We start from the raw sequence: 25,026 nt of genomic DNA, 5'->3' as shown, positions 1-25,026 counted from the left end.
GGGTGGCTGCTGTGATCGACCTGGATATCCGGCAGTTGCAGTCGTTTCTCGCCGTCGCGGACGAACTCAATATCACGCGTGCGTCCGCTCGCCTGCACCTGAGCCAGCAGACCGTCTCCACCCAGATTCAGCAGCTCGAACGGGCAATCGGCGTGACTCTGCTGGTCCGGACCTCGCGGGGAGTCCTGCTCACGCCCGCCGGCGAGGAACTCGCGCGCGGCGGCAACGCCGTGGTGGCCGACCTGGGTGAGCTCACCGATCGAGTCCGTGCCGCCGACCGCGGCCGCCTCGGCCGGCTGCGCCTGGCCTGCTGCCCCTACGCCACGGCGCTGTTCGCCACCGAGGTCGCCGATGCCATGGAGGCCGCGGTCCCCGGACTCGAGGTCGAATTGACCACTGTGCACACCCCGCCGGAGGAACGCGCGCTCCTGCTGTCCGGCGAAGTCGACGCCGCATTCATCTGGCTCCCGCTCGGCGACGACCGATTCCAGCACGCCGCCGTCCGCAGCGACTCGCGCATGGTCGCCCTGTCACCGAAACACCCGCTGGCACAGCAGGAATCGGTGACACTCGCCGAACTGGCCGACGAGCCGGTGCTGCGTCCGGACATCTACCTGTCCGAACAGAACCTCTGCCACTGGCTCGCCGACCCACGCCCCGACGGCACTCCGGCCCTGCGCGGCTCGGTCGTCGACAAGGTCGAGGACGCCCTGCTGATGGTCGCGCGCGGCAAGGGTGTCTGGCTCGCCCCCGAACCGTTGACGCGCTGGATCCCCGGCACCGCCGTGGTGTGGCGCCCGGTCACCGACGCTCCCGCGTCCGACCTCGCCATAGTCTGGACCGACACCGCCCCGCAACACCTCATCGCCCGCATGGTCGCCGAGGTCCGCACGATCATTGGCAGCACCGAAGTCGCCCTCGTCTGATCCAGGGGCAGCGGACTGCGGGATCACGTGGGCATGCGCGTTGAAACCCCTTGTGTGCCAACTTTTCTCCGTGGCTGACTACGATGTGCGCCCTTGGCGAGGTTTGACCTGAGAGGCGCCAGTTGAGGTTGCTCGAAACCTCGGCGTCGCGGTCGCCGGGATTCACCGCCTGACTTTGGAAACCGTCGGCTGGGGCGGAACTCGAGGCAGCGCAAGCGATCTCGTCGTCGCTCCGCCGATTTCCGCACAGCCTTGCATCGGGGTGTTTCGAAGTTCTCGTGATGGGGTGCCTATGCGTGTGCCGATGGTTCGGCGGTACCTATTCGGCGAAGCTGATCACGAACCCGTCGGTCTCCCAGCAATACGGGGGAGTTGCGTGAGTTCGCAGAAAGTGTTTTCAGCTCAGGAGGTTGCAGTGTCCGCATCGGTGCTCGACATGTCGATGTCGCTCGACGGCTATATCGCCGACCCCGACGATTTCCTCGGTGGCGAGGACGGCGAACGGCTGCACCGATGGGCCGATTCCGCCGACGAGTCGGGGCCGACCCGGGGATTCGAGGACGAATGGAACGCCGCCGGCGCAGTGCTGTCCGGGCGGCGCACGGCCGAGCTCATGGACCACTGGGGCGGCTCGCACAACGGCCTGCCGATCTTCGTGCCCAGCCACCGCCCGCCGAGCCCGGCCGCGCGATGGGGCTACCCATTGGTGACCTACGTCAACGACGGCATCGAGAGCGCCATGGCCCAGGCAAAAGCCGCCGCGGGCGAGCGCGATGTACAGGTGCGTGGCGCCTACACCGCGCAACGCGCGATCGAGGCAGGCGTCCTGGACGAGGTGCAAATCCATTTGATCCCAGTGCTTCTCGGCCGCGGCCACCGAATGTTCGACGTGTTACCGGCAGAGATCGAGTTGGACGTCGTACGGGTGATAGACACACCGCAGGCGACTCACATCCGCTACCGCGTCCGGCGCTGACGCGCCCGGCAAGGGCAAACCGGCTCGATCAAGCCGCCCCTGCGCAGTCGGCCAGCAACGTGCGTAAGGCGTCGATGGTCGGCACTGGGTCGGCTTGTCCGGCACGGTCGGCGGATCCAGCGATCCGGATGTCGTCGCCAGCCGCAACTCGCTGGTGAAATCCTCCAGCAGCTCGTCTGGATCTTGCCCTATGGACGAAGTCCACTCGCGGCAATCCCTAGCTGTTTAAGCGTTGTGCTGTTTGGGTAATCCCGCTCTGACCCGGAATATATCCAGGTCAGAGCGGGAAGGCGCCCCCGGCAGGAATCGAACCTGCGACCTAGGGATTAGAAGGCCCTTGCTCTATCCAACTGAGCTACGGAGGCAGTGGGTTCCACCATGGCCGACATTGGCCGTGCTGTCCAGCGCGCCAATTATAGCGACCGACCAGATGGCTAGGGGTCTACCGTGACCGCGAGTATGAGCATTGCGGCCATGATCACCTCGAGCACCAGGTAGAACCAGACGGGGAAGAAGGCGGACGGGCTCTCGACGATGCCCGACCAGACGCGGCCGACGGCCATGCCGCCGAGCGCTGCGGCGACCGTCACACAGGCCCCGAATCTCAGGTCGCCGACATCGGCGGCGGCCAACCCGAGGATCACCGCGATCGCTATACCGAATCCGCCGTAGACGGCTCGGACCTCGGCGCGAGCGTCCGGGCGGTCGGCGAGCAGGCCGAGCGGGTCGGCGAGTTGGCTGGGCCGCAGTAGCCCGTAAACACCCATGGCAGCGAAGAACAACGCCACCAAGGCAATCAACACGATCGAAACGATCGACATTGCACCTCCGTGATCTGCGACCACCCTATCGGCCCAAACCCGGCGCGGCCACGCGATAACAATCGAACTACGCTCAGTCGTATGTCGTCAGCGCAGGACCCGTCCGCTTCATCTGATCTGGAGGTCACTCGCTCGGCGGCGACATACGCGGTTGTGATCGCGCTCACCGGCGCGATCGCGGCGGTGGTAGCGGCGCTGGTGGTGGGTCTGTCCGCGGCGCAGGCGCTGAGCCTGCTCGGTATCCCGGATCCCGGCGCGCTGACCACCTACGGCTTGCCCGCGATGCGTGCGCTCGCGGATCTGTCGGCGGCGTTGACGGTCGGTTCGCTGCTGTTCGCCGCGTTCCTGGTGCCGCCGCAGGCGAGCGGGCTGCTCGACGTGGGCGGGTATCGCGCGGTGCGCCGCGCCTCGAACTTCGCGCTGATCTGGGCTTGCTGTGCGGCGCTGCTGATTCCGCTGACGGTGTCCGACACCACCGGGCAGCCGGTGCGCGACACGCTGCGCCCGGAGGCGCTCTGGCGCGCCATCGATCAGATCGAGTTGGCCGGCGCGTGGCGCACCACGGTGCTGTTCGCGCTGATCGTCGCGGTCGGCGCGCGGATCGCGCTGCGCTGGGGCTGGACCCCGGTGCTGTTCGCCGCGTCCATCGTGACCATGATGCCGCTGGCGCTGACCGGGCACTCGTCCTCCGGCGGCGCGCACGACCTGGCGACCAACAGCCTGATCCTGCACCTGGTTTCGGCCGCGGTGTGGGTGGGCGGCCTGTTCGCGCTGCTGGCGCACGCACGCCGCGGCGGCGCGCACACCGACCTCGCCGCGCGACGCTTCTCGTTCACCGCGAGCATCGCGTTCGTCACCATCGGGGTCAGCGGGGTGATCAACTCCTGGATCCGGGTGCCGTGGGACGACCTGTTCACCACCACCTACGGCCGGCTGGTGCTGGCCAAGGCCGCCGCGCTGGTGGTGCTCGGCCTGATCGGTTTCGCGCAGCGGCGCGCCGCACTGCCCGCGCTCGCGGCGAACCCGCGCGATCGAGGCGCGCTGGTCCGCTTCGCCGGGGTCGAGGTGCTGGTGTTCGCGGCGACCATGGGTCTTGCGGTCGGCCTCGGCCGCACGCCGCCGCCCCCGCCGACCAGCAGGCCGACCGTGGCTGAGGTCGAACTCGGCTACGACCTGGCCGGGCCGCCGAATGTCGCACGGCTGCTGTTCGACTGGCGGTTCGATCTGATCTTCGGCACCTTGGCGATCGTGCTCGCGGTGGTGTATCTGCTCGGCGTGCGCAGGCTCCGGGCGCGCGGCGACGCGTGGCCGATCGGGCGGACCATCGCCTGGCTGTCCGGCTGCCTGGTGTTGTTGATCGCCACCTCCTCCGGCGTCGGGCGATACGCGCCGGCCATGTTCAGCGTGCACATGGGCGCGCACATGGCGTTGTCCATGCTGGCGCCGATCCTGTTCGCGCTCGGCGGCGCGGTGACGCTGGCGTTGCGTGCGCTGCCGCCGGCCGGACGCACGGGAGCGCCGGGACCACGCGAGTGGATTTTGGCCGCCGTGCACAATCCGGTGTCGCGCTTCCTGACCCATCCGATCGTGGCGTCGGTCATCTTCGTCGGCGGGTTCTACGCGCTGTACCTTGGCGGGATCTTCGACACGTACGCGGACTCGCACGCCGCGCACCTGATGATGAACCTGCACTTCCTGCTCAGCGGCTACCTGTTCTACTGGGTCGTGATCGGCATCGATCCCAAGCCGCGGCGGGTGGAACCGCTGACCAAGCTCGGCATGGTGTTCGGCTCGCTGCCGTTCCACGCCTTTTTCGGCATCGCGCTGATGAGCATGAACACGGTGCTCGGCGGCTGGTTCTATCGCGGCCTCGGTCTGGGCTGGAACGGCGACCTGCTCGGCGATCAGCGCACCGGCGGTAGCCTGGCCTGGGCGAGCGGTGAGGTGCCGCTGGTCGTTGTGATGCTGGCGCTGCTCATCCAATGGTCGCGCAGCGATCGGCGGCTGGCGCAGCGCACCGATCGGGCCGCCGACCGCGACCACGACGCCGCCCTCTCCGCGCACAACGCGATGTTCGCGGAGCTGGCAAAACGTGACCGAGGGGTACACAAGTAGGTGAGCCCAATGCTTTTGGGCATGAAGTCTCAGGTCATGGTGGAGTCGAGTTGGTCAAGGTGTGGTTGTGAACGAGCGGTCCGTAGTCTTCTCCGAACACAGACCGGTCGAGCGGATCTACCGATCCGACGTACGGGCCGCGCGTAGGCGACTGGCCGGGCGGATCCGAAAGACGCCGGTCTTCCACACCTCCGTCGCCGGGCCGAACGGGCCGGTGCCGGTCACGATGAAACTCGAATACCTGCAGTATGGCGGCACTTTCAAGGTGCGCGGGAGCTTCAACGCGCTGCTCGAGTCGCCGGCGGGCACCGAGGTGGTCATCGCCTCGGGGGGCAACGCGGGGATCGCCGCCGCGCTGGCCGCCGCGCATCTCGGAAAGTCCTGCACCGTGGTGGTTCCCGAGTCGGCGCCGCACACCAAGGTCGCGGCCATGTGGTCGCACGGTGCCGAGGTGCTCTGGCACGGAACGACTTACGCGGAGGCGCTCGGCTACGCGAACGAACTCGCCGCGGAGCGCAAGGCGGTGCAGTTGCACGCCTACGACCTGCCCGCCATCGTCGCGGGCGCGGGCGTGGTCGGGCTGGAGATCGAGGAGCAGGTGCGCGGGCGGCCGCCGGTGCTGGCCGCGGTGGGCGGCGGCGGGCTGGTCGCGGGCATCGCGGCGGCGATCGGCCGGCGCCAGCAGGTGGTCGGGGTCGAGCCGGAGGGCATTCCGACCCTGCACGCGGCGTTGTCGGCGAACCGGCCGGTCGAGGTCGCGGTGTCGAGTATCGCGGCGGAATCCCTGGGCGCCACCAGGATCGGCGACATCGCCATGGACATCGCGCGCCGCTATCAGGTGCGTTCGCTGCTGGTCACCGACGATGCGATCGCGACGGCCAGGGACTATCTGTGGCGCGAGTTCCGCATCGTGGTGGAGTTCGCCGGTGCGGCCGCGCTGGCTGCGGTGCAGAGCGGTGTCTACGTCCCCGCGCCGGACGAGCGCCCGGTGATCGTGCTCTGCGGCGCCAACACCGATCTCTCGGTGCTGTAACCACTTTCGCCCGCATCCCGCCGGTGGCAAGGAACGAAGCACCGGATATCCACATTCGGAAAAGTTGTCCACATTCACGGATCGAGGCGACCGCTCGCCCCGCGCATCGATGAGGCTGGAGGGGTCCTCCCGGACGAGCGGAACTTCCCGGGCACCCGCCGCGGGCCGAATGCGAAGGGGCGTAATCATGTACGAGGCGCACGCGACCGTGATCGGCAATATCGTCAACAATCCGATCAAGCGGGAACTGCCGAACGGCGAGCAGCTGCTGAGTTTCCGGATGGCGAGCAATTCGCGCCGATTGGACCACAGCACGGGGGAGTGGGTGGAGAGCGGCACCCTGTTCCTCACCGTCAACTGCTGGCGCAGGCTGGTGGCCGGGGTCGAGGCCTCGCTGCGACGCGGCGATCCGGTCATCGCATACGGTCAGCTGCGCTCGCACGAATTCCGCGGCCGGGACGGGATAGAGCGGCGTGACCTGGAGATGCGGGCCAGCGCCGTCGGCCCGGATCTCGGCCGGTGCACCGCGCGGGTGACCAGGTGGTCGCAGATGCGGAATACTGGAGACCGCTTCGGCGCTGAAGTTCAGGTGCCGGCAGGCGACGGGCTGGGGGAGAATGTCGCAGCCGCCTCCACGGCGCCACCCCGAACGACCCACCCCGAGCCCGCCGACGCCTGACCCTTTCGGCGGACTTCCGGCCGCGCGCTGCGCGGGGCATCCGCCGGTTCTACTCACCGTTTCCGACACCGATAGGCTTCCTCTTTATGGCTGAGTACATCTACACGATGAAGAAGGTTCGCAAGGCCCATGGCGACAAAGTCGTGCTCGACGATGTCTTCCTGAACTTCCTTCCTGGCGCCAAGATCGGTGTCGTCGGCCCGAACGGCGCGGGTAAATCCAGCGTCCTGAAGATCATGGCGGGACTGGACCAGCCGAACAACGGCGAGGCGTTCCTCGCTACCGGCGCGACGGTCGGCATCCTCATGCAGGAGCCCGCGCTGAACGAGGAGAAGACGGTCCGCGGCAACGTCGAGGAGGGCCTCGGCGAGGTCAAGGTGAAGCTGGACCGCTTCAACGAGATCGCCGAGCTGATGGCCACCGACTACTCCGACGAGCTCATGGACGAGATGGGCAAGTTGCAGGAGTACCTGGACCACGCTGACGCGTGGGACGTCGACTCTCAGCTGGAGCAGGCGATGGACGCGCTGCGCTGCCCGCCGCCGGACGAGCCGGTCACCAACCTCTCCGGTGGTGAGCGTCGCCGCGTCGCGCTGTGCAAGCTGCTGCTGAGCAAGCCCGACCTGCTGCTGCTCGACGAACCGACCAACCACCTCGACGCCGAGAGCGTGCTCTGGCTCGAACAGCACCTGGCCGCGTACGCGGGCGCCGTGCTCGCGGTCACCCACGACCGGTACTTCCTGGACAACGTGGCCCAGTGGATCCTCGAACTCGACCGCGGCCGCGCCTACCCCTACGAGGGCAACTACTCCACCTACCTGGAGAAGAAGGCCCAGCGGCTCGAGGTCCAGGGCAAGAAGGACCAGAAGCTGCAGAAGCGGCTCAAGGACGAACTCGCGTGGGTGCGCTCCGGCGCCAAGGCCCGCCAGGCCAAGAACAAGGCCCGCCTGGGCCGGTACGAGGAGATGGCGGCCGAGGCCGACAAGCACAGGAAGCTGGATTTCGAGGAAATCCAGATTCCGGCCGGCCCGCGCCTGGGCAACGTGGTGGTCGAGGTCTCGCACCTGGACAAGGGTTTCGGCGACCGCCAACTGATCAAGGATCTGTCGTTCACGTTGCCGCGCAACGGCATCGTCGGCGTCATCGGCCCGAACGGTGTCGGTAAGACCACGCTGTTCAAGACCATCGTCGGCCTGGAAGCGCCGGACAGCGGCGAGGTCAAGATCGGCGAGACGGTCAAGCTGAGCTACGTCGACCAGAATCGGGCCGGGATCGACCCGAAGAAGAACGTCTGGCAGGTCGTGTCCGAGGGACTCGACTTCATCCAGGTCGGCAGCCAGGAGATGCCGTCGCGCGCCTACGTCAGCGCGTTCGGTTTCAAGGGTCCGGATCAGCAGAAGCCGGCCGGCGTGCTCTCCGGTGGTGAGCGCAACCGGCTGAACCTGGCGCTCACGCTCAAGCAGGGCGGCAACCTGATCCTGCTCGACGAGCCGACCAACGACCTCGACGTGGAGACCCTCGGTTCGCTGGAGAACGCACTCGAACAGTTCCCCGGCTGTGCCGTGGTGATCTCCCACGATCGCTGGTTCCTGGACCGCACCTGCACGCACATCCTGGCGTGGGAGGGCGATTCCGACAACGACGCCAAGTGGTTCTGGTTCGAGGGCAACTTCGAGGCCTACGAGGCCAACAAGATCGAGCGCCTCGGCCAGGAAGCCGCCCGCCCGCACCGGGTTACGCATCGCAGGCTGACCCGCGACTGACCCGGCTCGGGATCGAGTCGTGTCGCCGCGCACGACCGCACGACTCGATCCCGGCCGGCGCCGAAATACCGGACGCCCGTTATGTCTTGGATCCGGCACAACGGCGGTACACCTGCGCCCCACGGACGTCCTCCGTCTCGCTAGTGTGGGACACGTGAATGCGCAGGTACAGTTCGAGCAATCGGCGGCCCCCACCGTCGACCTGGTAGCCGAGCTGAACCGAGGTGCTTCGGCCCCGCTGCCGCCGCAGAAAGACCCTGTCGCGCACACCTGACGTTCGTGCGTCCGAACGATGCTGTGCCGAGATCATTCATCCGAGCTGGGCAATCGCGTGGCGAACACGGCCGTGATGGTGAACACCCCAGGATTGGAAGGGATTTCACCCCCTCGTCTTCCACGCACAGCTACTCTCGGACCGGCGTCGCTTTGTTACGGAACCGAATCCGAGGAGTTGGCGAAAAAATGACGGTCTCGTCCGAATTGTCCGGTGCGGCGTGGGCCGCGAGTCTGCCGCAGGCACTGCGCGGCGAACTCGCGACTCTCGAAGAGGCGTATTTCCGCCACGTCGACGCTGGCGATGTGGACTGCGCGATCACCGGCATCACTCAAATCTTCCGGCGGCACATGGAGTTGGCCATGCACCGCCCGGCGGGCCGGGCATTGGTCCGGGTGTACCACCCCGACGACGGCTCCGGCCTCGGCGCGGCGGTACAGCTCGTCACCGATGACATGCCCCTACTTGTCGAGTCGATCACCTCGTCGCTGAGCCGGCTCGGCGTCAGCGTGAGCGAGGTGATCCACCCGATCTTCGAGGTCGAACGCGACGCGGACGGCCTACTGCAACACGCGGGCCCGCACGAGGTGGACGGCGCCAACGGCGCGGGCGCGTTGCGCGAGTCCTGGATGCACCTGCAACTGCACCCGGCCACCAGCCGGGCACTGCTGGCCAAGATCGAATCCGGCATGCCGAACGTGGTCGCCGACGTGCGCCAGGTCATCGGCGACACCGAGTCGATCAAGGACGTGCAGAGCAGGCTGGCCGACGATCTGGAGCTGGCCGCGAAGTCGGGCACCGCGCCGTTCCCGGACACCGACCTGGTGGACACCGCGAACCTGCTGCGCTGGCTGGCCAGCGGCAACTTCACCGTGCTCGGCTATGCCCGCTACCAGTTGAGCGCCGAGCCGGGACAGGAGTCGTCGTCCAACCCGATGCCCGGCACCTGCCTGGGCGTGCTCCGGCCCGACGTCGGCACCGATTTCCGGGTGCCGATCAACGCCGCCGACCGCCCGCTGCTGATGCTCACCCAGGGCCTGGTGCCCGCCACCGTGCACCGCTCGGTGTACCCGTACTTCATCGGTGTCGCCGACTTCGACGAGTCCGGAACCATTGTCGGCGAGCACCTGTTCATCGGTGTCTTCACGGTGACCGCGGTGCACGAGAACGTGCTGGACATCCCGGTGATCGAACGCCGGGTGCGCTCGGTGATCGAGGAGAGCGGGTTCGACCTGGAGTCGTTCTCCGGGCAGGCGATGCTCGAGGTCATCCAGTCCTTCCCGCGCACCGAGCTGTTCTCCTCCGACGCGGAGACGATGCGCCGCACCGCCCTCGCGGTGCTGAACATCGGCCTGCGCAGGCAGGTCCGGCTGTTCCTGCGCGCGGACGGCTACGGCCGGTTCGTCGCCTGCATGGTCTACCTGCCGCGGGACCGCTACACCACCCGGGTGCGGCTGGAGATGCAGGACATCCTGGTCCGCGAACTCGGCGGCGTCTCCATCGATTACTCGGCCAGGGTCGGCGAAAGCGACTTGGCCAGTGTGTATTTCACCGTCCGCATGCCCGAGGCCGAGCACGGCGCCCCGCGCTACGCGGCACCGGCCGCGGACACCTCCGAGGCCAACCGGCTGCGCATCCAGGGTCTGCTCGGCGAGGCCAGCCGGACCTGGGAAGACCTGCTCAACGACGAGGTCAGCACCTCGACCATGCTCGACCCCGCGGTGGTGCAGCGGTACTCCGCGGCCTTCCCGGACGCGTACAAGGAGGACTTCGCGGCGGGCCGCGCGCTCGCCGACATCGTCCGCCTGGAGCGCCTGCGCGAGGGTGGCATCGATCAGTACCTCTACCGCAATGTGGCGTCCGATCCCGGTTCGTGGCGGTTCTCGCTGTACGTCGCCGGCCCCGGCATCTCGCTGAGCCAGGTGCTGCCGGTGCTGCAGAGCCTCGGCGTCGAGGTGGTCGACGAGCGGCCGTACCAGCTGGAACTGGAGCCGCAGCCCGGTGGTGACCCGAGCACCGGCGGCGAACGCTGGATCTACGACTTCGGCCTGCTGGCTCGTCCCGAGTTGCTGCGCAGCGCGCTCGACCGGGACCTGGACGCCGAACTGCTGGAGTCGTCCACCCGGGCGGCCGTGCTGGAGGCCGAGGTTCGCGGCCTGCGCGAGCGGTTCACCGAGGCCTTCGAGGCGACCTGGTACGGGCGTGCCGAAGCCGACGGGCTGAACGAACTGGTGCTGCGCGCGCGGCTCCCGTGGCGCGCGGTCTCCATCCTGCGCACCTACGCGAAGTACCTGCAGCAGGCCGGTTTCCCGTACAGCCAGGCCAACATCTCCCGGGTGCTGCTCACCTACCCGGACGTGGCGCGGCTGTTCGTCGACCTGTTCGGGGCCCGGTTCGACCCGGACACCGTCTCGGCCGAGCACGCCGCCGAGCTCGAGGTCCAGGTCCGTGGCCGCATCGACGACGTGGTCAGCCTGGACGCCGACCGCATCCTGCGCGCCATCCTCAACCTGATCCGGGCCACGCTGCGCACCAACTACTACGTCACCGATGCCGAGGGCATGTCCCGCGACTACGTGTCGGTGAAGGTCGAGCCGCGCGAGATCAGCGAATTGCCCAAGCCGCGACCGCAATTCGAGATCTTCGTGTACTCGCCGCGGGTCGAGGGCGTGCACCTGCGGTTCGGTCCGGTGGCCCGCGGCGGGTTGCGCTGGTCCGACCGTCTGGAGGACTTCCGCACCGAGGTGCTCGGCCTGGTCAAGGCCCAAGCCGTGAAGAACGCGGTGATCGTCCCGGTCGGCGCCAAGGGTGGCTTCGTGGTGAAGCAGCCACCCGCCGCCACCGGCGATCCGGTCGCGGATCGGCAGGCGCTCGGCGCCGAGGGCATCAGCTGCTACCGCACCTTCATCTCCGGCCTGCTCGATGTCACCGACAATGTGGATCGCGCGACCGGCGAGGTGGTGCCGCCCGCCCGGGTGGTGCGCCGCGACGGCGACGACACCTACCTGGTGGTCGCCGCCGACAAGGGCACCGCGACGTTCTCCGATATCGCCAACGACGTGGCCAAGCGCTACGGCTTCTGGCTCGGCGACGCGTTCGCCTCCGGCGGCTCGGCCGGCTACGACCACAAGGCGATGGGCATCACCGCCAAGGGAGCCTGGGAGAGCGTCAAGCGCCACTTCCAGGAAATGGACATCGATACCCAAACCGAGGACTTCACCGTCGTCGGCATCGGTGACATGAGCGGTGACGTCTTCGGCAACGGCATGCTGCTGTCCGAGCACATCCGCCTGCTCGCGGCGTTCGACCACCGGCACATCTTCCTGGATCCGAACCCGGACACCGCGGCCTCCTACGCCGAACGGCAGCGGATGTTCGCGCTGCCCCGCTCGTCCTGGGCGGACTACGACGCCTCGCTGATCAGCAAGGGCGGCGGCGTCTACGACCGCACGGTCAAGTCGGTCCCGATCAGTCCCGAGGCCCGAAAGGCACTGGGCCTGGCCGACGATATCGAATCGCTGTCCCCGCCGGAGCTGGTGCGCGCGATCCTGCTCGCGCCCGCGCAGCTGCTGTGGAACGGCGGCATCGGCACCTACATCAAGGCCAGCACCGAGGTGAACGGCGAGGTGGGCGACAAGTCCAACGACCCGGTCCGAGTCAACGGAAACCAGTTGCGGGTCAAGGTGATCGGCGAGGGTGGCAACCTGGGTGCGACGGCGCTCGGCCGGATCGAGTTCTGCCGCAACGGCGGCAAGATGAACACCGACGCGCTGGACAACTCGGCCGGCGTGGACTGCTCCGACCACGAGGTCAACATCAAGGTGCTGCTCGACGGCGTGGTCAGCGCGGGCCAGCTGCCCGAGCCGGAGCGCAACCCGCTGCTCGCCTCGATGACCGACGAGGTCGCGCAGATGGTGCTGGAAGACAATGTGGCGCAGAACTTCCTGATGGGCATGTCCCGCACCGACGCACCGCAGATGCTGAACGTGCACATGCGGCTCATCGATGATCTGGAAGCGCGGCGCGGTCTCGACCGCGAGCTGGAGGCGCTGCCCTCGGACGCGCAGTTGCAGCGCATGCTCGACGAGGGCGCTGGCCTGAGTTCCCCGGAACTGGCCAACCTCATGGCGCACGTGAAGCTCGCGCTCAAGGCCGACCTGCTCGACACGGATCTGCCGGACAGCCCGTTCTTCGTCACCCGGCTGCCCGACTATTTCCCGACGCCGCTGCGCGAGCGGTTCGGCGCCGCGATCAAGAAGCATCGGCTGCGCCGGGAGATTCTCACCACGATGATCGTGAACGAGATGGTCGACTACGGCGGCATCACCTACGCGCACCGGTTGAGCGAGGAGACCGGCGCGACGCCCACCGATTCGGTGCGCGCGTTCGCGGCAGCCACCGAGATCTTCGGCCTGCCGGAGATGTGGGCGCGCATCCGCGCGGCCGACGCCGCCACCTCGGTACGTGACCTGCTGGAACTGGAAACCAAGCGGACCCTGGACCGGGCCTCGCGCTGGTTCCTGAGCAACCGGCCGCAGCCGATCGCGGTCGGCGCGGAGATCAACCGGTACTGCCAGGACGTGCAGGCGCTGGCGCCGAAGGTGCCGGGCTGGCTGCGCGGACATCACGTCGCGACGCTCACCGATCAGTCGGCCGAGCTCATCGCCCGCGGTGCGCCGACCGACCTGGCCACCGAGGTGTTCGGGCTGCTCAACCTGTTCCCGCTGCTCGATATCGTGGACATCGCCGACATCACCGATCGCGACGGCGACGAGGTGGGCGCGCTGTATTACGCGCTCAACGAGCACCTCAAGATCGACTGGCTGCTCCAGGCGGTCAGCCACCTCGAACGGGGTGACCGCTGGCACTCGCTGGCCCGGCTCGCGCTGCGCGACGACATGTACTCGTCGCTGCGCTCGCTGACCCTCGATGTGCTCTCCGCCGGTGACCCGGAGGAAAGCGCGGACGAGAAGATTGCATACTGGGAGTCGAAGAACCAGTCCCGGCTCGGGCGTGCCCGTGCCGCGCTGTCGGAGTTGTTCGAATCCGGTACCCACGATCTCGCCACACTGTCGGTGGCCGCGCGGCAGGTGCGAAGCATGGTGAGCGGGGTGGGCGCCCAATCGGAGGTACCACGTTGACGAGTTCGGTGAACGGTAACGGGAAGACGCCGAGTGTGGCTGACGCCTCAGGTGGCAAAGCCGTGCTGCCCAAGCGTTTTCACACTCAGGTAGAGGTCAGATGGTCGGACATGGATGCTTTCCAGCATGTGAACCATGCCCGCATGGTGACCCTGCTGGAAGAGGCGCGCATCCCGTGGCTGCTGGAACCGGGCCGGCCGACCGCCGCGCTCGGGACCGGCTGCGTGCTGGCCGACCTGCGGGTGCGTTACCGCGGTCAGCTCCGGCACGAGGACACGCCGCTCGACATCGCGATGTGGATCCAGCAGCTGCGGGCGGTCGATTTCACCATCGGCTACGAGGTGCGGGCCGCGGGTGCGGCACCGGACTCGCCCGCCGCGGTGATCGCCTCCACCCAGATCGCCGCGTTCGACATGAGTGCGCAGCGGTTGCGCCGGCTCACCGATGCCGAACGCGACTATCTCGCCGAGTGGCTGGACTGATCCGCATCGAGAGCAACTGGTCGAGAACGGCAGCACGGCCGTGACGACAGAACAACGTGTATTGCACGTGTCCGATCCGGCGGAGCGAGAGAACCTCGCGACGTTCCTGACTCGGGCGGTGCGGCTGGACCCCGCGGCGGTGGTACGTATCCGCCGCCGCGGGGAGCAGTACGTGTCCGCTTGGGTGGCAACGGGTTTCGAGACGCTCGCGGTCCGCACCGTCGTCGGTGAGCTCGGCGTCGACGACGTCACCGTCGGCGCCGATTTGGTGCTGGCCGGGCTCGGCTCCGGTCTTCCCGTCGATCTCGGTTACTCCATGGATTCGGCATGGCGGGGCGCGCTGCCGCCGGTGGATGGTTTCGCGCACATCGACGACGTGCCGGCCCGCACCCTGGTCGAACTCGCCGAGCAAGGCGCGCAGTTGGCCAAGGAACACGGCAGCAGTCACGGCCCGCCCGCGTCCCTGCTCGACCAGACGGTGCTGACCGTCTCCGCCGCCGACACCCAGGTGCAGGTCCCGATGCGGGTCGTCTTCGCGCTCACCGCAATGGATTTCATCCCGCACTCCGGCGACAAGGCCGACTCCCGCCGCATTCTCCCCACCGAGATCGTCCGCGTCCGCGCCACCAAAACCTGGCTGCGCATCGACGCCCGCTACGGCTCGGTCGCCCGCCGCCTGGGCGGCGGCATCACCCTCTCCCCGACCTGACACCCCCGTCATGGAGTGCCGCACCGGAATCGGGCGGCATGCACACCGCCCCCGCCCGGCAGCAACCGCTGGCGGAACCCGCTGGGGTGAAGGGGGTTTCCACAGACGGTGCATACCATTCACAGGGGCTAGATGGCCTGTGAGTGGTATGGACGCTCTGTGCATGTGGGAGCCGACGCTGCGCGGGCTGGGCGCTTGGCAGGGGCCGGGCAGGGGTTGGTCGCGAACGGTTTTTTTTTTGGGGGGGGTCAGGGGAGTCCAAGCAAGCGTAGTAAGGCCGTGGTTGTGGCAGCCGCGAGGATGACCACGAGGATCGGTTGTTTGCGCCAGGCCAGGACTCCGGCCACCAGAACGCCTGCGGGGAGGGCGAATCCGAATTCGCCGGAGGCGGTCGGCAGGGTGGTTACCGCTACCAGGGCGGCGATCAGGACGACGGCGCCGACTTCCAATAGCCGAATCGCGCGGGTAGGGAAGCGGATACGGTCGCGCAACGCCGGACCGGACCAGCGGAATGCGTAGGTTCCCAGGGCGAGAGCGATCATGCTTGCGGCCAATATCATTCGGCACCCGATTCGTGTGCTGCTCGACCCTGATTCGTAACTTCTTCTCGTGCAACGGATTTCTGGGTTTCATCGGTTTCAGGCTTATCCCGTCCGACGGCGAGAAGTCCCGAAAGTGCGATCAGCACAGGCATTCCCGCTGGCAAGAACGGTGCGCTCGCGACCGCGACGGTGGCACCCACCGCCGACGCGCGCAACGTCGCACGATCCCGCAGGGCCGGAATGATCAACGCGAGCAGCACCGCGGGGAATACTGCGTCCAGTCCGAACGCGGCGGTGTTCGGCGTGAAGGTACCGATCAGCACGCCGAGTGCGGCACCGCCGGGCCAGGCGAGCAGAACCCCGAATCCGCACGCCCAGTAGGCAGCCCGCTTGCCTGCGGCGGAAGGCTGCGCCAGTGCCATCGCCACCGATTCGTCGTTCATCAGGTGCACGCCGAGGAACCGCCGCCACCCGGTGCCGACCGCCTCGGGCACCGACAACCCGTACGGCAGATGCCGGGCATTGACCACCAGCGCGGCGAGCATCGCCGCGATCGGACTGCCGCCGGCCGCGATGATCCCGATGAAGAGAAACTCCGCACCGGCGGCGAGCACCGCGAAGGCGAGCACGATGGGCAACCACGCGGGCAGTCCGCTGGTGACCGCGGTCGCGCCGTAGGACACCCCGATCACGAAGACGGCGAGACACACCGCCACGATCCCCGAGAACGTATCTCGACCGAGTGTTCGCCATATCGAACGCATGTAGCTTATAGTGAACGCCATGCTCCGATCCGTCAACACGGTTTCGGTGAGGTGGTCGACCACGTGAGGGGAAGGTAAGTGGCACAGCAGGATTCGACCGCGGGCGCACCCCAGGCGGTGATCGCCGCCGCGCTGCGCCGGGAACGCACCCGGGCCGGCCTCTCGCTCACCGAGGTGGCGCACCGCGCGGGCATCGCGAAATCGACCCTCTCCCAATTGGAATCGGGCACCGGCAACCCGAGCCTGGAAACCCTCTGGGCGCTGTGCGTCGCGCTGGACATGCCGTTCTCCGGCCTGCTCGACCCGCCGCGCCCGGCGGTCCGGCTGATCCGCGCGGGCGACGGCCCGGTCGTCGCCGCGGCGGAGTCCGACTACCGCGCGACCCTGCTGGCCGCCAGCCCGCCGAACTCACGCCGCGACCTGTTCCGGATCACCGCCGAACCGGGCCAGGCGCGGCTGTCCGAGCCGCACATCCCCGGTGTCTTCGAGCATGTCCTCTTGGCCAGCGGGCGCGCGAAAGTCGGCGTGATCGACGAACCCGTCGAACTCGGCCCGGGCGACTACATTTCCTACCCCGGCGATCTTCCCCACGTTTTCGAGGCGCTGGAGCCGGGGACGTGGGCGACCTTCGTGATCGAATACACCTGACCGAGGTCAGGCGGCTCCTTCGCCGAGGTACTGCAACCACACCGGGTCCAGGTCGGCGGTCGTGGACAGCAGCCGCCAGTGCGGGCCCTTCGGCGAGACCAGCGGTGAGCGCAGGGTCCAGCCCAATTCGCTCAGCATCTTGTCCGCCTTGCGGTGATTGCACGGCGCGCAGCTGGCGACGCAGTTCTCCCAGGAATGTTCGCCGCCGCGGCTGCGCGGGATGACGTGGTCGATGGTTTCCGCCTTGCCACCGCAGTAGCCGCAGCGGTAGCGGTCGCGGTGCATGAGGGCGGCGCGGGTCATCGGGACGCGGGCCCGATAGGGAACGTGGACATAGGTGCGCAGGCGGATCACCGAGGGAATCGCGACGGCGGCTTCGGCGGAATGGACCACCGGGCCTTCGGCGTCACCGTGGACGGTGTCGGCTTTGTCGCAGATGAGCAGGACGATCGCGCGGCGCGCGGACAGGGCGGTGAGCGGCTCGTAGGTGGCGTTCAGGAGCAGCACCCGGCGCTTCAACCAGTTCGGAGTCTCACTGGGCGGCGGTGCGGAGCGGTGCGCATGATCGGCATGACCGTGATGCGCGCCCGGATAATGATCGGACAAGATATGCAGCGGAGTAGCCCCCGAGCCACGATTGTGGACGTCGGCGGGCTGGAGTTGTCGGTGTGTCCGCGCCTCGTGTGATCTGGCGCTGTGCCGCTGCTTCATCTGGACCTCAATTTCATGATTGGCAGGATCATGCTGTTAGCTCGGCAGAGATTGCCACCCAGTTGACCATGGAACGACGGCTATTGCACGGTGATTTTCAACAATGTCCGGTTAACTGTGGCTGAAGAGCCGCCGGGCTGCGATGTGCGGCCCCGGAAAACCGCGGTGTGGGCTGCCGATGCCGGGCACGGGCACAATGGACGTCGGCGCATCCAGCGAATCGAGAGGGTCTATGACTTCGGGCGAGCAGACAGCAGCGGCTTCGGCGGAACAGGCGCCCGCGTCGTTCTACGACGCGGTCGGCGGGGCGGACACGTTCCGGCGAATCGTCGCGGCGTTCTATCGCGAGGTGGCGACCGACGAGGTGCTACGCCCGCTCTATCCCGAGGAAGATCTGGGCCCGGCCGAGCGCAGGCTGCGCATGTTCCTGGAGCAGTACTGGGGCGGCCCGCGCACCTACGGCGAGGAGCGCGGCCACCCGCGGCTGCGGATGCGGCACAACCCGTTCGTCATCGGCCCGATCGAGCGCGACGCGTGGTTGCGTTGCATGCGAATCGCCGTGGCGGAGATCGAGCCGGAGCTGCTCGATGACGAACATCGCAAGGCCCTGCTGGACTACTTGGAGATGGCGGCGAATTCGCTGATGAACGCCCCCTGGTGAGGGCGTTTCGGTCGAGCACCGAGACGGGCCGAGGGTTTTCGGCGCGTCCCGGCGGACGCTGGCGGTTTGCCCAAAGTTGAGATCGGTGCTCCGCCTAAGGGTTTTTGCCGCAAAACTTTGGCACTATTACGTCTGTGACTGATACACCCGCCGTGCCGGTTCCGGCGGATCGCACCACTCAACCATGGTGGCGGTCGGCCGTGTTCTACCAGGTTTATCCCAGATCCTTCGCGGATTCCGACGGCGACGGAGTCGGCGATCTCGGGGGCGTCCGCGACAAGCTCGGCTATCTCGAGCTGCTCGGCATCGACGCACTGTGGGTGTGTCCGGTGATGACGTCGCCGATGGCCGACGGCGGCTACGACGTCGCCGATCCCCGCGACATCGACCCGCTCTTCGGCGGCCTCGCCGCGATGGACGAGCTGATCGCCGAGGCGCACTACCGGAACATCAAGATCACCATGGATCTGGTGCCGAACCACACCAGCAGCGAGCATCCGTGGTTCCTCGCCGCCCTCGAGGCCGGTCAGGGCAGCCCGGAACGCGCCCGCTACCTGTTCCGCGACGGCCGCGGCCCGCACGGTGACGAACCGCCGAACAACTGGCCGAGCATCTTCGGCGGCCCGGCCTGGACCCGGGTCACCGAACCGGACGGCACGCCGGGTCAGTGGTACCTGCACATCTTCGCCCCCGAACAGCCCGACCTGAACTGGGAAAACCCCGAGGTCGCCGCCGATTTCGAGAAGACCCTGCGGTTCTGGCTCGATCGCGGCGTGGACGGCTTCCGCCTCGACGTCGCGCACGGCATGGCCAAACCGGCGGGCCTGCCGGACATGGCGGTGGTCAAAACCGCGCTGCTCGCCAATGACGACGACGACCCGCGGTTCAACAATCCCGGCGTGCACGAGATCCACCGCCGCATCCGCAAGGTGCTCGACGACTACCCGGACGCGGTGTCGATCGGCGAGGTGTGGGTCGACGACAACGTGCGCTTCGGCGAGTACCTGCGCCCCGACGAGTTGCACCTGGCCTTCAATTTCCGGCTGGCCAAGACCGACTTCGACGCCGACGACGTGCGCGCGGCGATCGACAACTCGCTCGCCGCGGTGGCGCCGGTCGCCGCCGCGCCCACCTGGACGCTGTCCAACCACGACATCGAGCGGGAGGTCACCCGTTACGGCGGCGGCGCGGCCGGCGTGGCCAGAGCCCGCGCGATGATGATGCTCGAGCTCGCCCTGCCCGGCTCGGTCTTCATCTACAACGGCGCGGAATTGGGCCTGCCCAACGTGGACGACCTGCCCGACGCGGTGCTCCAGGACCCGACCTGGGAGCGTTCCGGGCACACCGAGCGCGGCCGCGACGGCTGCCGGGTGCCGCTGCCGTGGGAGGGCGCCACGCCCCCGTTCGGCTTCACCACGGGACAACCCTGGCTGCCGATGCCGGCCGACTGGGCCGGCTACACCGTCGAGGCCCAACTCGAGGAACTCGGCTCCACCCTCTCGCTGTACCGGATGGCCATCGAATTGCGCGGCCTGCGACCGGAATTCAGCGGCGATCGGATCGAGTGGTACGGGAGCCCGGCGGGCTGCCTGGCCTTTCGCCGGGAGGGCGGGCTGGTCTGCGTGCTGAACGCGTCGCAGGCGCCCACCCAGCTGCCGCCGGGGGACGTGCTGCTGGCCAGCGCGCCGCTCGACGGGGGGCAGCTTCCGCCGAATACGGCCGCCTGGTTGGTCTGAATCGCACCGGGTCCGGATCGAGGACCCGGCGCTATTCGCACGGTTGAGTTTGCACGGGTGCGGTGAGAATGCATCTGCAATTTCAATAATATTGCGCCGCAACGGGTTTGTTGGAATTCCGGGCATGTTTCGCCGGAGTCCAACGAACTCCGTTCCGGCCGTGCGGGCTTCGGTATACGGGCAGTTCATGAGCTGTTTTGGACTGCGGCACCCGGCCGATTGGACTCGAATTGCGTTGGGCGAAAGCGCCTGCCGGTCAATAGGACTGGATATGTACAGCCCGGCCGTGGAAGAATTGCCGACGCCTTCGATCAGATAGTGGAGGCGTCGCCGCCCGAAGTGTCCCGTGCGGTGTGATCCGTGAACCATTGCGTGGAGTCCGTGACGCACGAAGATCGCCGCGCTCGACTGGCATCGTGGCCCGCCGAACTCCTTGCCGGACTGGAGGAGTGCTCGTGATGATCAGTGGTCGGCTACCCGCGAGCCCTGGCGATCCTGCGGTCCGTGCGACCGAGCCTGCCTGCGTGGCGCTCGAACCCGACGAGTGACCGGCGGTCATCGGCAGTTCGCCCGGGGCGGTCGCGGATCGCTGAGTTGTTGCGGCGGTTGATCTTTCGCTTTGTATCCGTGCGCAACGCACATGCCGCCGTGGGTCGGTTCCGGATTGATTGCGCGCTGCGGACGTCGCTCATCGCGCCGATGCGCACGTCGAACCGCAGTGGATCTGTCCCTAGGGACCGTCCCGGCCGCCGCAGCCCGGCGTCCAGGGGCCTTGCACTTGCGTCTAAGTCGCTGGTGGGCGGGATTTTTCGTGGTCAGCGGACGGATCGCGCCGACGATAGTTACACATTTGTGATTTTTGCTCGCGAAGGGTGGCCGTAACTGTGACGGAGTGGCAAACTTGGTGCTGCCCCCAGCGCAGCGGGGAGCCGCGCTCGGCATTGCCGGTTGATTGCGCGCGAGCGTTGCGCTGGTCCCGAATTGAGCTGCACCTGCAAAGTTTTGGGGTTCGCGAGGCACGCGATGTTTGTCGGGCCGGAACCCATCTCGTGGTGGATCCGGACCCAGCTGCGCCGACGGCGCGCAGCATCGCGGCCCGCGGACCCTTCCGTTCCATAGGTTGAGGAGTTGACGTGACCGGTCTTGCCGTGCCGGAATGTCCGCACCGCCTGCGTGCCTGGCGGACCGTGGAAGTCGACGGCGCGCTATCTGTGAATCCGAGTGTCACTGACCACTTTTCGCCGCATTGAACGCCGAGTGGGCGCTGCTCGGCGCCACGCTCAGACTCACGCTGGACCTCGACACGGCCACCTACGCCGACCTGCGCGCCGAGTTCCTCGCGATGACCGCCGCGGCCCAGCGCGCCTCGGGCCAGTCCAAGGCGGTCGTGGTGCAACGCTGCGCCGGTCGCCCAGGCAAGCAGACCGTATACAACTACGCCGGCGGCGCCGGATACCGAAGCTTCCCCAAACCCGATCTCCTGCAACGGTATCTGGAAAGCTGCGACCTCCCCGCGGACCAGATACGGTTCGCGGTCGACCGCTGCGCCCAGATCCGACACCGACACCCGGAGGCAGGCAAGCCGGGCCCGCGCAAGTTCCCGCCCCCTCGACCCGAGGACCCCAGCGCCGACGGATCGGAGCGCGCCGCGAGCGCCGCCTTGGCGGACGCCCCCGAGTTGCCAAGCGCCGCTGGCCTGGTGAGCGGTACCGCCGTAGCGAGCGCGATTGTTTCGTCGGAGGGTTCCACCGTGGCGAGCGCCACTAGCTTGGCGGGCGCCACTGACCTGCCGGGCGCTGCTACTGACTTTGCGATTGCCACGGACAACGTCATTGCCACGGACTTGGCGATTGCCACGGACTTGGCGATTGCCACGGACATGGCGAGTGGCACCAGCTTCGCGAGTGCTGCGGATATGGCGAGCACGAGTTCCCTGTCCAGCGATGCCGCCCCGGCGGACGGTGCCGACTCGGCGGACGCCCTCGGCTTCGCGAGCGCGACTGACGTGGTGAGCGGTACCGGCTTGGCCGGCGGCTCCGGCCTGGCGGGAGGTGACCGTCTGCCGCGCGTCGGGCTGCCTGACGTGACGAGCGGTAGCGGCTCGGCCGACGTTTCCGGCCTGACGGGCGGTGGTCGTCTGCCGGGTGTCGGGCTGCCGCTGTCGGCGCAATCGGGGGGTTGGGCGGGGCGGTGGCGTGGGCTGGTGCGGTTGATCGTGGCGAGGAAGATCGTTGCCGCGGTGGACGGTGCCGGTGAGCCGCGTTTCGTCACGCCGTTGCCGTCGACCTGGTACGGGTCGCGCACGTCTGAACCGTGGCAGCCGAGCAAACACACGGTGGTTGGGCAGCGGGGCGACAGCGCGGATCGATCGTGGAGTGGCCGCGAGTTGCGCGACTCGGGTATCCGGGTCACGCCGGGTCGGCTGGCGTTGCGGATCGTCCGGGCCGAGCTCGAAAACGCTTGGCCGCGAGATGAATGCAATGCCATGGAGCTGGTGCGTAAGGCGTACGCCACCCTTGGAATCGCCTTGCGCACCCGCGCGGGTGAGGAGTCCGGGGTGCCCGTGGCGCTCGAGCAGGCCGCGCCCGGTGACATTCTCACCCTGGTCGACGGCCGCAAAGGCCTGTACGCCGGCGGCGGCTGGGCGCTGCTGCTCGCGACCGCGGCGGACGGCGCGAACCTGCACGGCATCCGGGATGACCAGGTGCACACGGTGCATCGCATCAACTGGGATTCGGTGCCGCTCACCGACCGCCCCCTGGGATGGGGTGGCGTATGGCCGAATGCCGATTGGGTCGTGCTGGGTGACCGCCGAGCACCGAGCAGTGCGGTCGGTGTCGTCCCGGACCCCTGCCACACGCCGCCCTCCTACGCCAGGTTGCCGATGGGTTCGAGGCCTTCGACGGCGGCCGAGGGCGAGCCGCGCTACGCCGGCGCGGTCCCGAAGCCGACCGACGATGGCAACCGTCCGCCGTCGTCGATGGCCACCGGTGAGCCGTCCCTCTCGGCCGAATCGGTCGTCGCACGGTACGAGCAACTGATGCACGCGGTGACCGAGCAGGTAGAGGCCGCCGGAAGGGCGGTGGAACCCGGCTTGGCGGCGCTCCGCGCGATCGACGGGTTGGTGTTCCCGCATCCGGGCTCGCAGGCGTGGCTGGTTCGCGAGGCGTTCAAGGCCGTCGATCTGCCACTGCCGGAACGCGTCCGGTTCGAATTGCCGATCATGGCGGCCGCCCTGCGGCATGTGGCACTGCGCCCGGGCGACATCGTGTTCACCGAGTCCGGCGTGCTCGGCTTCTACGGCGAACGCGGCGAGTTGGTCTATTTGGGGCCCGCGGGCGCCCCTGTCGCCAGCGCGTTGCAGCCCGCGCTGTATGTGGCGGCATGGCGGGTGTCCGCCGTGCCGGCGCCCACCGGCTACGGGCTGACCAGCAAGGTCGAGATCGTCGAGCACGACGGGACCGGGCGTCTCGTGCGGATCTATCGGGCCGGGGAGCGGCGCAGCGGCCGCCATCGCCGGTGCCCGGAAACCGCCGAGGTGGTGGCGATGGTGATCGTGGCGGTCGAGCGGGCGCGCCAGCGCGCCGTGCCGATGCCGCTGAGCGGGCGAGAGTTGTTCACTGCGGCCAGGATTCGGGGCGGCATCGAGTTCTCCTCGACCACGACCGCGTGGGATCCGATGCGTGAGCCGGTGTATCCGCGCGACACTCGGTTGACGGCGATACAGGACGCGCTCCCCAAGAACTCCGCGACCGCCGCGCAGCAGTTGATGGCCAGGCTGGAGACGGCTCCCACGGCACGTTGGAGCAGGCGACCGCGGCCAGGTGTCGCCTAGGGGAGATGAGGCGATCTCTCGTCTGCGGGACTTAACCGATCGAAATACTTTCATTCGATTGTTTTTGTGTGATCGTGGGATGGCCGATTTCGGGTCCAATTCATTGTCCACCGGTGTCGATGAATTTGCCCAAACATTTGAGAACCATGCAGTCCGGTTTTGGATGCGGGCCGAATCGCTGAGGGCGGGCCGCTGCTTGCGGACGGTGGTCTGTTCGGTGTCGCCCTTATTCTCGGTAGCATTCCCCGCCTATGCGTCGGGGGACTCGGTGTGCGCACCGATCCGGGGCGCTGAACTCGTTTACCAATCAACCATGCGCCTGTGGCCAGGACAGTCCCGACAAGGGACCCGCAGGGGCAATTTGTCCGTGTCCAACGCGGATCCACGTTCCAAATGTGCTGTTAGCCACACTTTTTGGCGGATTCCAACGATCCCGGTCTGAGCCTGGATCAGGACCGTAACAGCCATTTTGGAATTCATATTTGGAATTCCAACTATTCATTGATCAAACCGAATGGACATTTGGTCCGGACGGAAGTCCGATGTTCGCTCAAAGATGAATCGATCCGGGCGGACGGGTGAAAAAGGAACGTTGAAACCCGGCCGGTTTTAGTTATGCTCATGATCGTCTTCCCCGGTATGGGAAGGCGGCGACTCCGGCAAGCCTGCTGCTCGGGTTCGCCGGGCAGTTCGATAAACGCGCACCGTGTGTGCGCCGGTCACATTCCCCGCAGTTCACGAGTTCGTCGTTCGGCTGCCCGGCGCGGTCCTCGAACGCGGATTCCTCACCAAGGAGTACGAACCACGATGCTGAATTCGCACCGACATCCCGCCGGCGGAGCCGAGCGTGCGGACGACGTCGAAGACCAGGTGAACGCGGACGCCACGGTCGTGCTGCCACCCGAGCCGCAACCGGCCTTCGACGTGTGGACCTCCCGGGCGATCCTGCGCTCGATGAAGGTCGATGTCCGGTTGCTCGCCGGCAGCGTCATGACTGCCGCGACGGGTGCCCAGCTCGCCGGGTCCGGCCTGCCCGCGGACGGAACGCATCGCACGTTGCTCGCCGGCGCGGCGGTGTTCGCCGGTCGGGCCGGCTGGTCGTCGCTGCGCGCGCTGTGGCGGCACTTCGGGTTCGCGGAGATCAACCTCAACGTCCGCTTCCGTCATCCCCGCAGGTGATTGGCCGGGCGACGGCCCGACACGACGGATT

The 25,026-nt window shown here is 67.7% G+C and carries 18 protein-coding genes and 1 tRNA gene; 14 read left to right on the top strand and 5 right to left on the bottom strand.

Annotated elements, in window-relative coordinates:
- The first annotated feature begins 11 nt into the window (after positions 1-11).
- Positions 12-926, top strand: coding sequence for a LysR substrate-binding domain-containing protein (locus ACFYO1_RS28735; RefSeq protein WP_387237227.1), 915 nt, complete (start codon positions 12-14; stop codon positions 924-926).
- Positions 927-1,341: 415 nt separating this feature from the next.
- A complete protein-coding gene (locus ACFYO1_RS28730) occupies positions 1,342-1,902 on the top strand; it encodes a dihydrofolate reductase family protein (RefSeq protein ID WP_387237224.1) in 561 nt (186 codons plus the stop codon).
- 291 nt (positions 1,903-2,193) lie between these two features.
- Here the strand turns inward: ACFYO1_RS28730 and ACFYO1_RS28725 are convergent.
- Both ACFYO1_RS28725 and ACFYO1_RS28720 read right to left on the bottom strand, forming a co-directional pair.
- A tRNA-Arg gene (locus tag ACFYO1_RS28725) sits at positions 2,194-2,267 on the bottom strand.
- Between the two features lie 69 nt (positions 2,268-2,336).
- The gene (locus tag ACFYO1_RS28720) at positions 2,337-2,723 is read right to left on the bottom strand and encodes a DUF4345 family protein (RefSeq protein ID WP_387237221.1); all 387 of its coding nucleotides are present in this window, start codon (positions 2,721-2,723) and stop codon (positions 2,337-2,339) included.
- A gap of 81 nt (positions 2,724-2,804) precedes the next feature.
- Between ACFYO1_RS28720 and ACFYO1_RS28715 the strand changes: the two genes are divergently transcribed.
- The 7 genes from ACFYO1_RS28715 to ACFYO1_RS28685 all read left to right on the top strand — a co-directional run bounded on the left by ACFYO1_RS28715 (position 2,805) and on the right by ACFYO1_RS28685 (position 14,919).
- The gene (locus tag ACFYO1_RS28715; RefSeq protein WP_387237218.1) at positions 2,805-4,838 is read left to right on the top strand and encodes a cytochrome c oxidase assembly protein; all 2,034 of its coding nucleotides are present in this window, start codon (positions 2,805-2,807) and stop codon (positions 4,836-4,838) included.
- A gap of 67 nt (positions 4,839-4,905) precedes the next feature.
- Complete coding sequence (locus ACFYO1_RS28710) at positions 4,906-5,871, top strand: serine/threonine dehydratase (RefSeq protein ID WP_387237215.1); 966 nt, start codon at positions 4,906-4,908, stop codon at positions 5,869-5,871.
- 187 nt (positions 5,872-6,058) lie between these two features.
- The gene (locus ACFYO1_RS28705; protein WP_387237212.1) at positions 6,059-6,550 is read left to right on the top strand and encodes a single-stranded DNA-binding protein; all 492 of its coding nucleotides are present in this window, start codon (positions 6,059-6,061) and stop codon (positions 6,548-6,550) included.
- A gap of 86 nt (positions 6,551-6,636) precedes the next feature.
- Entirely contained in the window at positions 6,637-8,313 is a 1,677-nt protein-coding gene (gene ettA, locus ACFYO1_RS28700; protein WP_387237209.1) for an energy-dependent translational throttle protein EttA, read from the top strand.
- A 462-nt stretch (positions 8,314-8,775) separates the two neighbouring features.
- Complete coding sequence (locus ACFYO1_RS28695; RefSeq protein ID WP_387237206.1) at positions 8,776-13,728, top strand: NAD-glutamate dehydrogenase; 4,953 nt, start codon at positions 8,776-8,778, stop codon at positions 13,726-13,728.
- 35 nt (positions 13,729-13,763) lie between these two features.
- On the top strand, positions 13,764-14,210 hold the full coding sequence (locus ACFYO1_RS28690; RefSeq protein ID WP_387237203.1) for an acyl-CoA thioesterase: 447 nt from the start codon (positions 13,764-13,766) through the stop codon (positions 14,208-14,210).
- A gap of 61 nt (positions 14,211-14,271) precedes the next feature.
- Complete coding sequence (locus ACFYO1_RS28685) at positions 14,272-14,919, top strand: hypothetical protein (protein ID WP_387238641.1); 648 nt, start codon at positions 14,272-14,274, stop codon at positions 14,917-14,919.
- Between the two features lie 248 nt (positions 14,920-15,167).
- On the opposite strand, the gene ACFYO1_RS28680 is transcribed toward ACFYO1_RS28685, so the two are convergent.
- Together ACFYO1_RS28680 and ACFYO1_RS28675 are read right to left on the bottom strand one after the other, a co-directional pair.
- The gene (locus tag ACFYO1_RS28680; protein WP_387237200.1) at positions 15,168-15,461 is read right to left on the bottom strand and encodes an AzlD domain-containing protein; all 294 of its coding nucleotides are present in this window, start codon (positions 15,459-15,461) and stop codon (positions 15,168-15,170) included.
- A gap of 14 nt (positions 15,462-15,475) precedes the next feature.
- On the bottom strand, positions 15,476-16,225 hold the full coding sequence (locus ACFYO1_RS28675) for an AzlC family ABC transporter permease (protein ID WP_387237197.1): 750 nt from the start codon (positions 16,223-16,225) through the stop codon (positions 15,476-15,478).
- A 78-nt stretch (positions 16,226-16,303) separates the two neighbouring features.
- Between ACFYO1_RS28675 and ACFYO1_RS28670 the strand changes: the two genes are divergently transcribed.
- Entirely contained in the window at positions 16,304-16,873 is a 570-nt protein-coding gene (locus tag ACFYO1_RS28670; RefSeq protein WP_387237194.1) for a helix-turn-helix domain-containing protein, read from the top strand.
- Between the two features lie 6 nt (positions 16,874-16,879).
- On the opposite strand, the gene ACFYO1_RS28665 is transcribed toward ACFYO1_RS28670, so the two are convergent.
- Positions 16,880-17,584 carry an HNH endonuclease gene (locus ACFYO1_RS28665; RefSeq protein WP_387237191.1) on the bottom strand — a complete coding sequence of 235 codons (705 nt, stop codon included), beginning with the start codon at positions 17,582-17,584 and terminating at the stop codon, positions 16,880-16,882.
- 232 nt (positions 17,585-17,816) lie between these two features.
- On the opposite strand from ACFYO1_RS28665, the gene ACFYO1_RS28660 reads away from it, so the two are divergent.
- The 4 genes from ACFYO1_RS28660 to ACFYO1_RS28645 all read left to right on the top strand — a co-directional run bounded on the left by ACFYO1_RS28660 (position 17,817) and on the right by ACFYO1_RS28645 (position 24,995).
- Positions 17,817-18,245 (top strand): globin, encoded by a 429-nt coding sequence (locus ACFYO1_RS28660; RefSeq protein WP_387237188.1) that lies wholly within the window; start codon positions 17,817-17,819, stop codon positions 18,243-18,245.
- 134 nt (positions 18,246-18,379) lie between these two features.
- The gene (locus tag ACFYO1_RS28655) at positions 18,380-19,981 is read left to right on the top strand and encodes an alpha-amylase family glycosyl hydrolase (protein WP_387237185.1); all 1,602 of its coding nucleotides are present in this window, start codon (positions 18,380-18,382) and stop codon (positions 19,979-19,981) included.
- 1,246 nt (positions 19,982-21,227) lie between these two features.
- The gene (locus ACFYO1_RS28650) at positions 21,228-23,816 is read left to right on the top strand and encodes a hypothetical protein (RefSeq protein ID WP_387237182.1); all 2,589 of its coding nucleotides are present in this window, start codon (positions 21,228-21,230) and stop codon (positions 23,814-23,816) included.
- Positions 23,817-24,623: 807 nt separating this feature from the next.
- Positions 24,624-24,995, top strand: coding sequence for a hypothetical protein (locus tag ACFYO1_RS28645; RefSeq protein WP_387237179.1), 372 nt, complete (start codon positions 24,624-24,626; stop codon positions 24,993-24,995).
- Positions 24,996-25,026 lie beyond the last annotated feature (31 nt).

Origin of the sequence: Nocardia sp. NPDC006044 (genome assembly GCF_042871115.1) — a bacterium.
Lineage (GTDB): Bacteria > Actinomycetota > Actinomycetes > Mycobacteriales > Mycobacteriaceae > Nocardia.
This window is presented reverse-complemented; position numbering and strand designations above follow the sequence as displayed.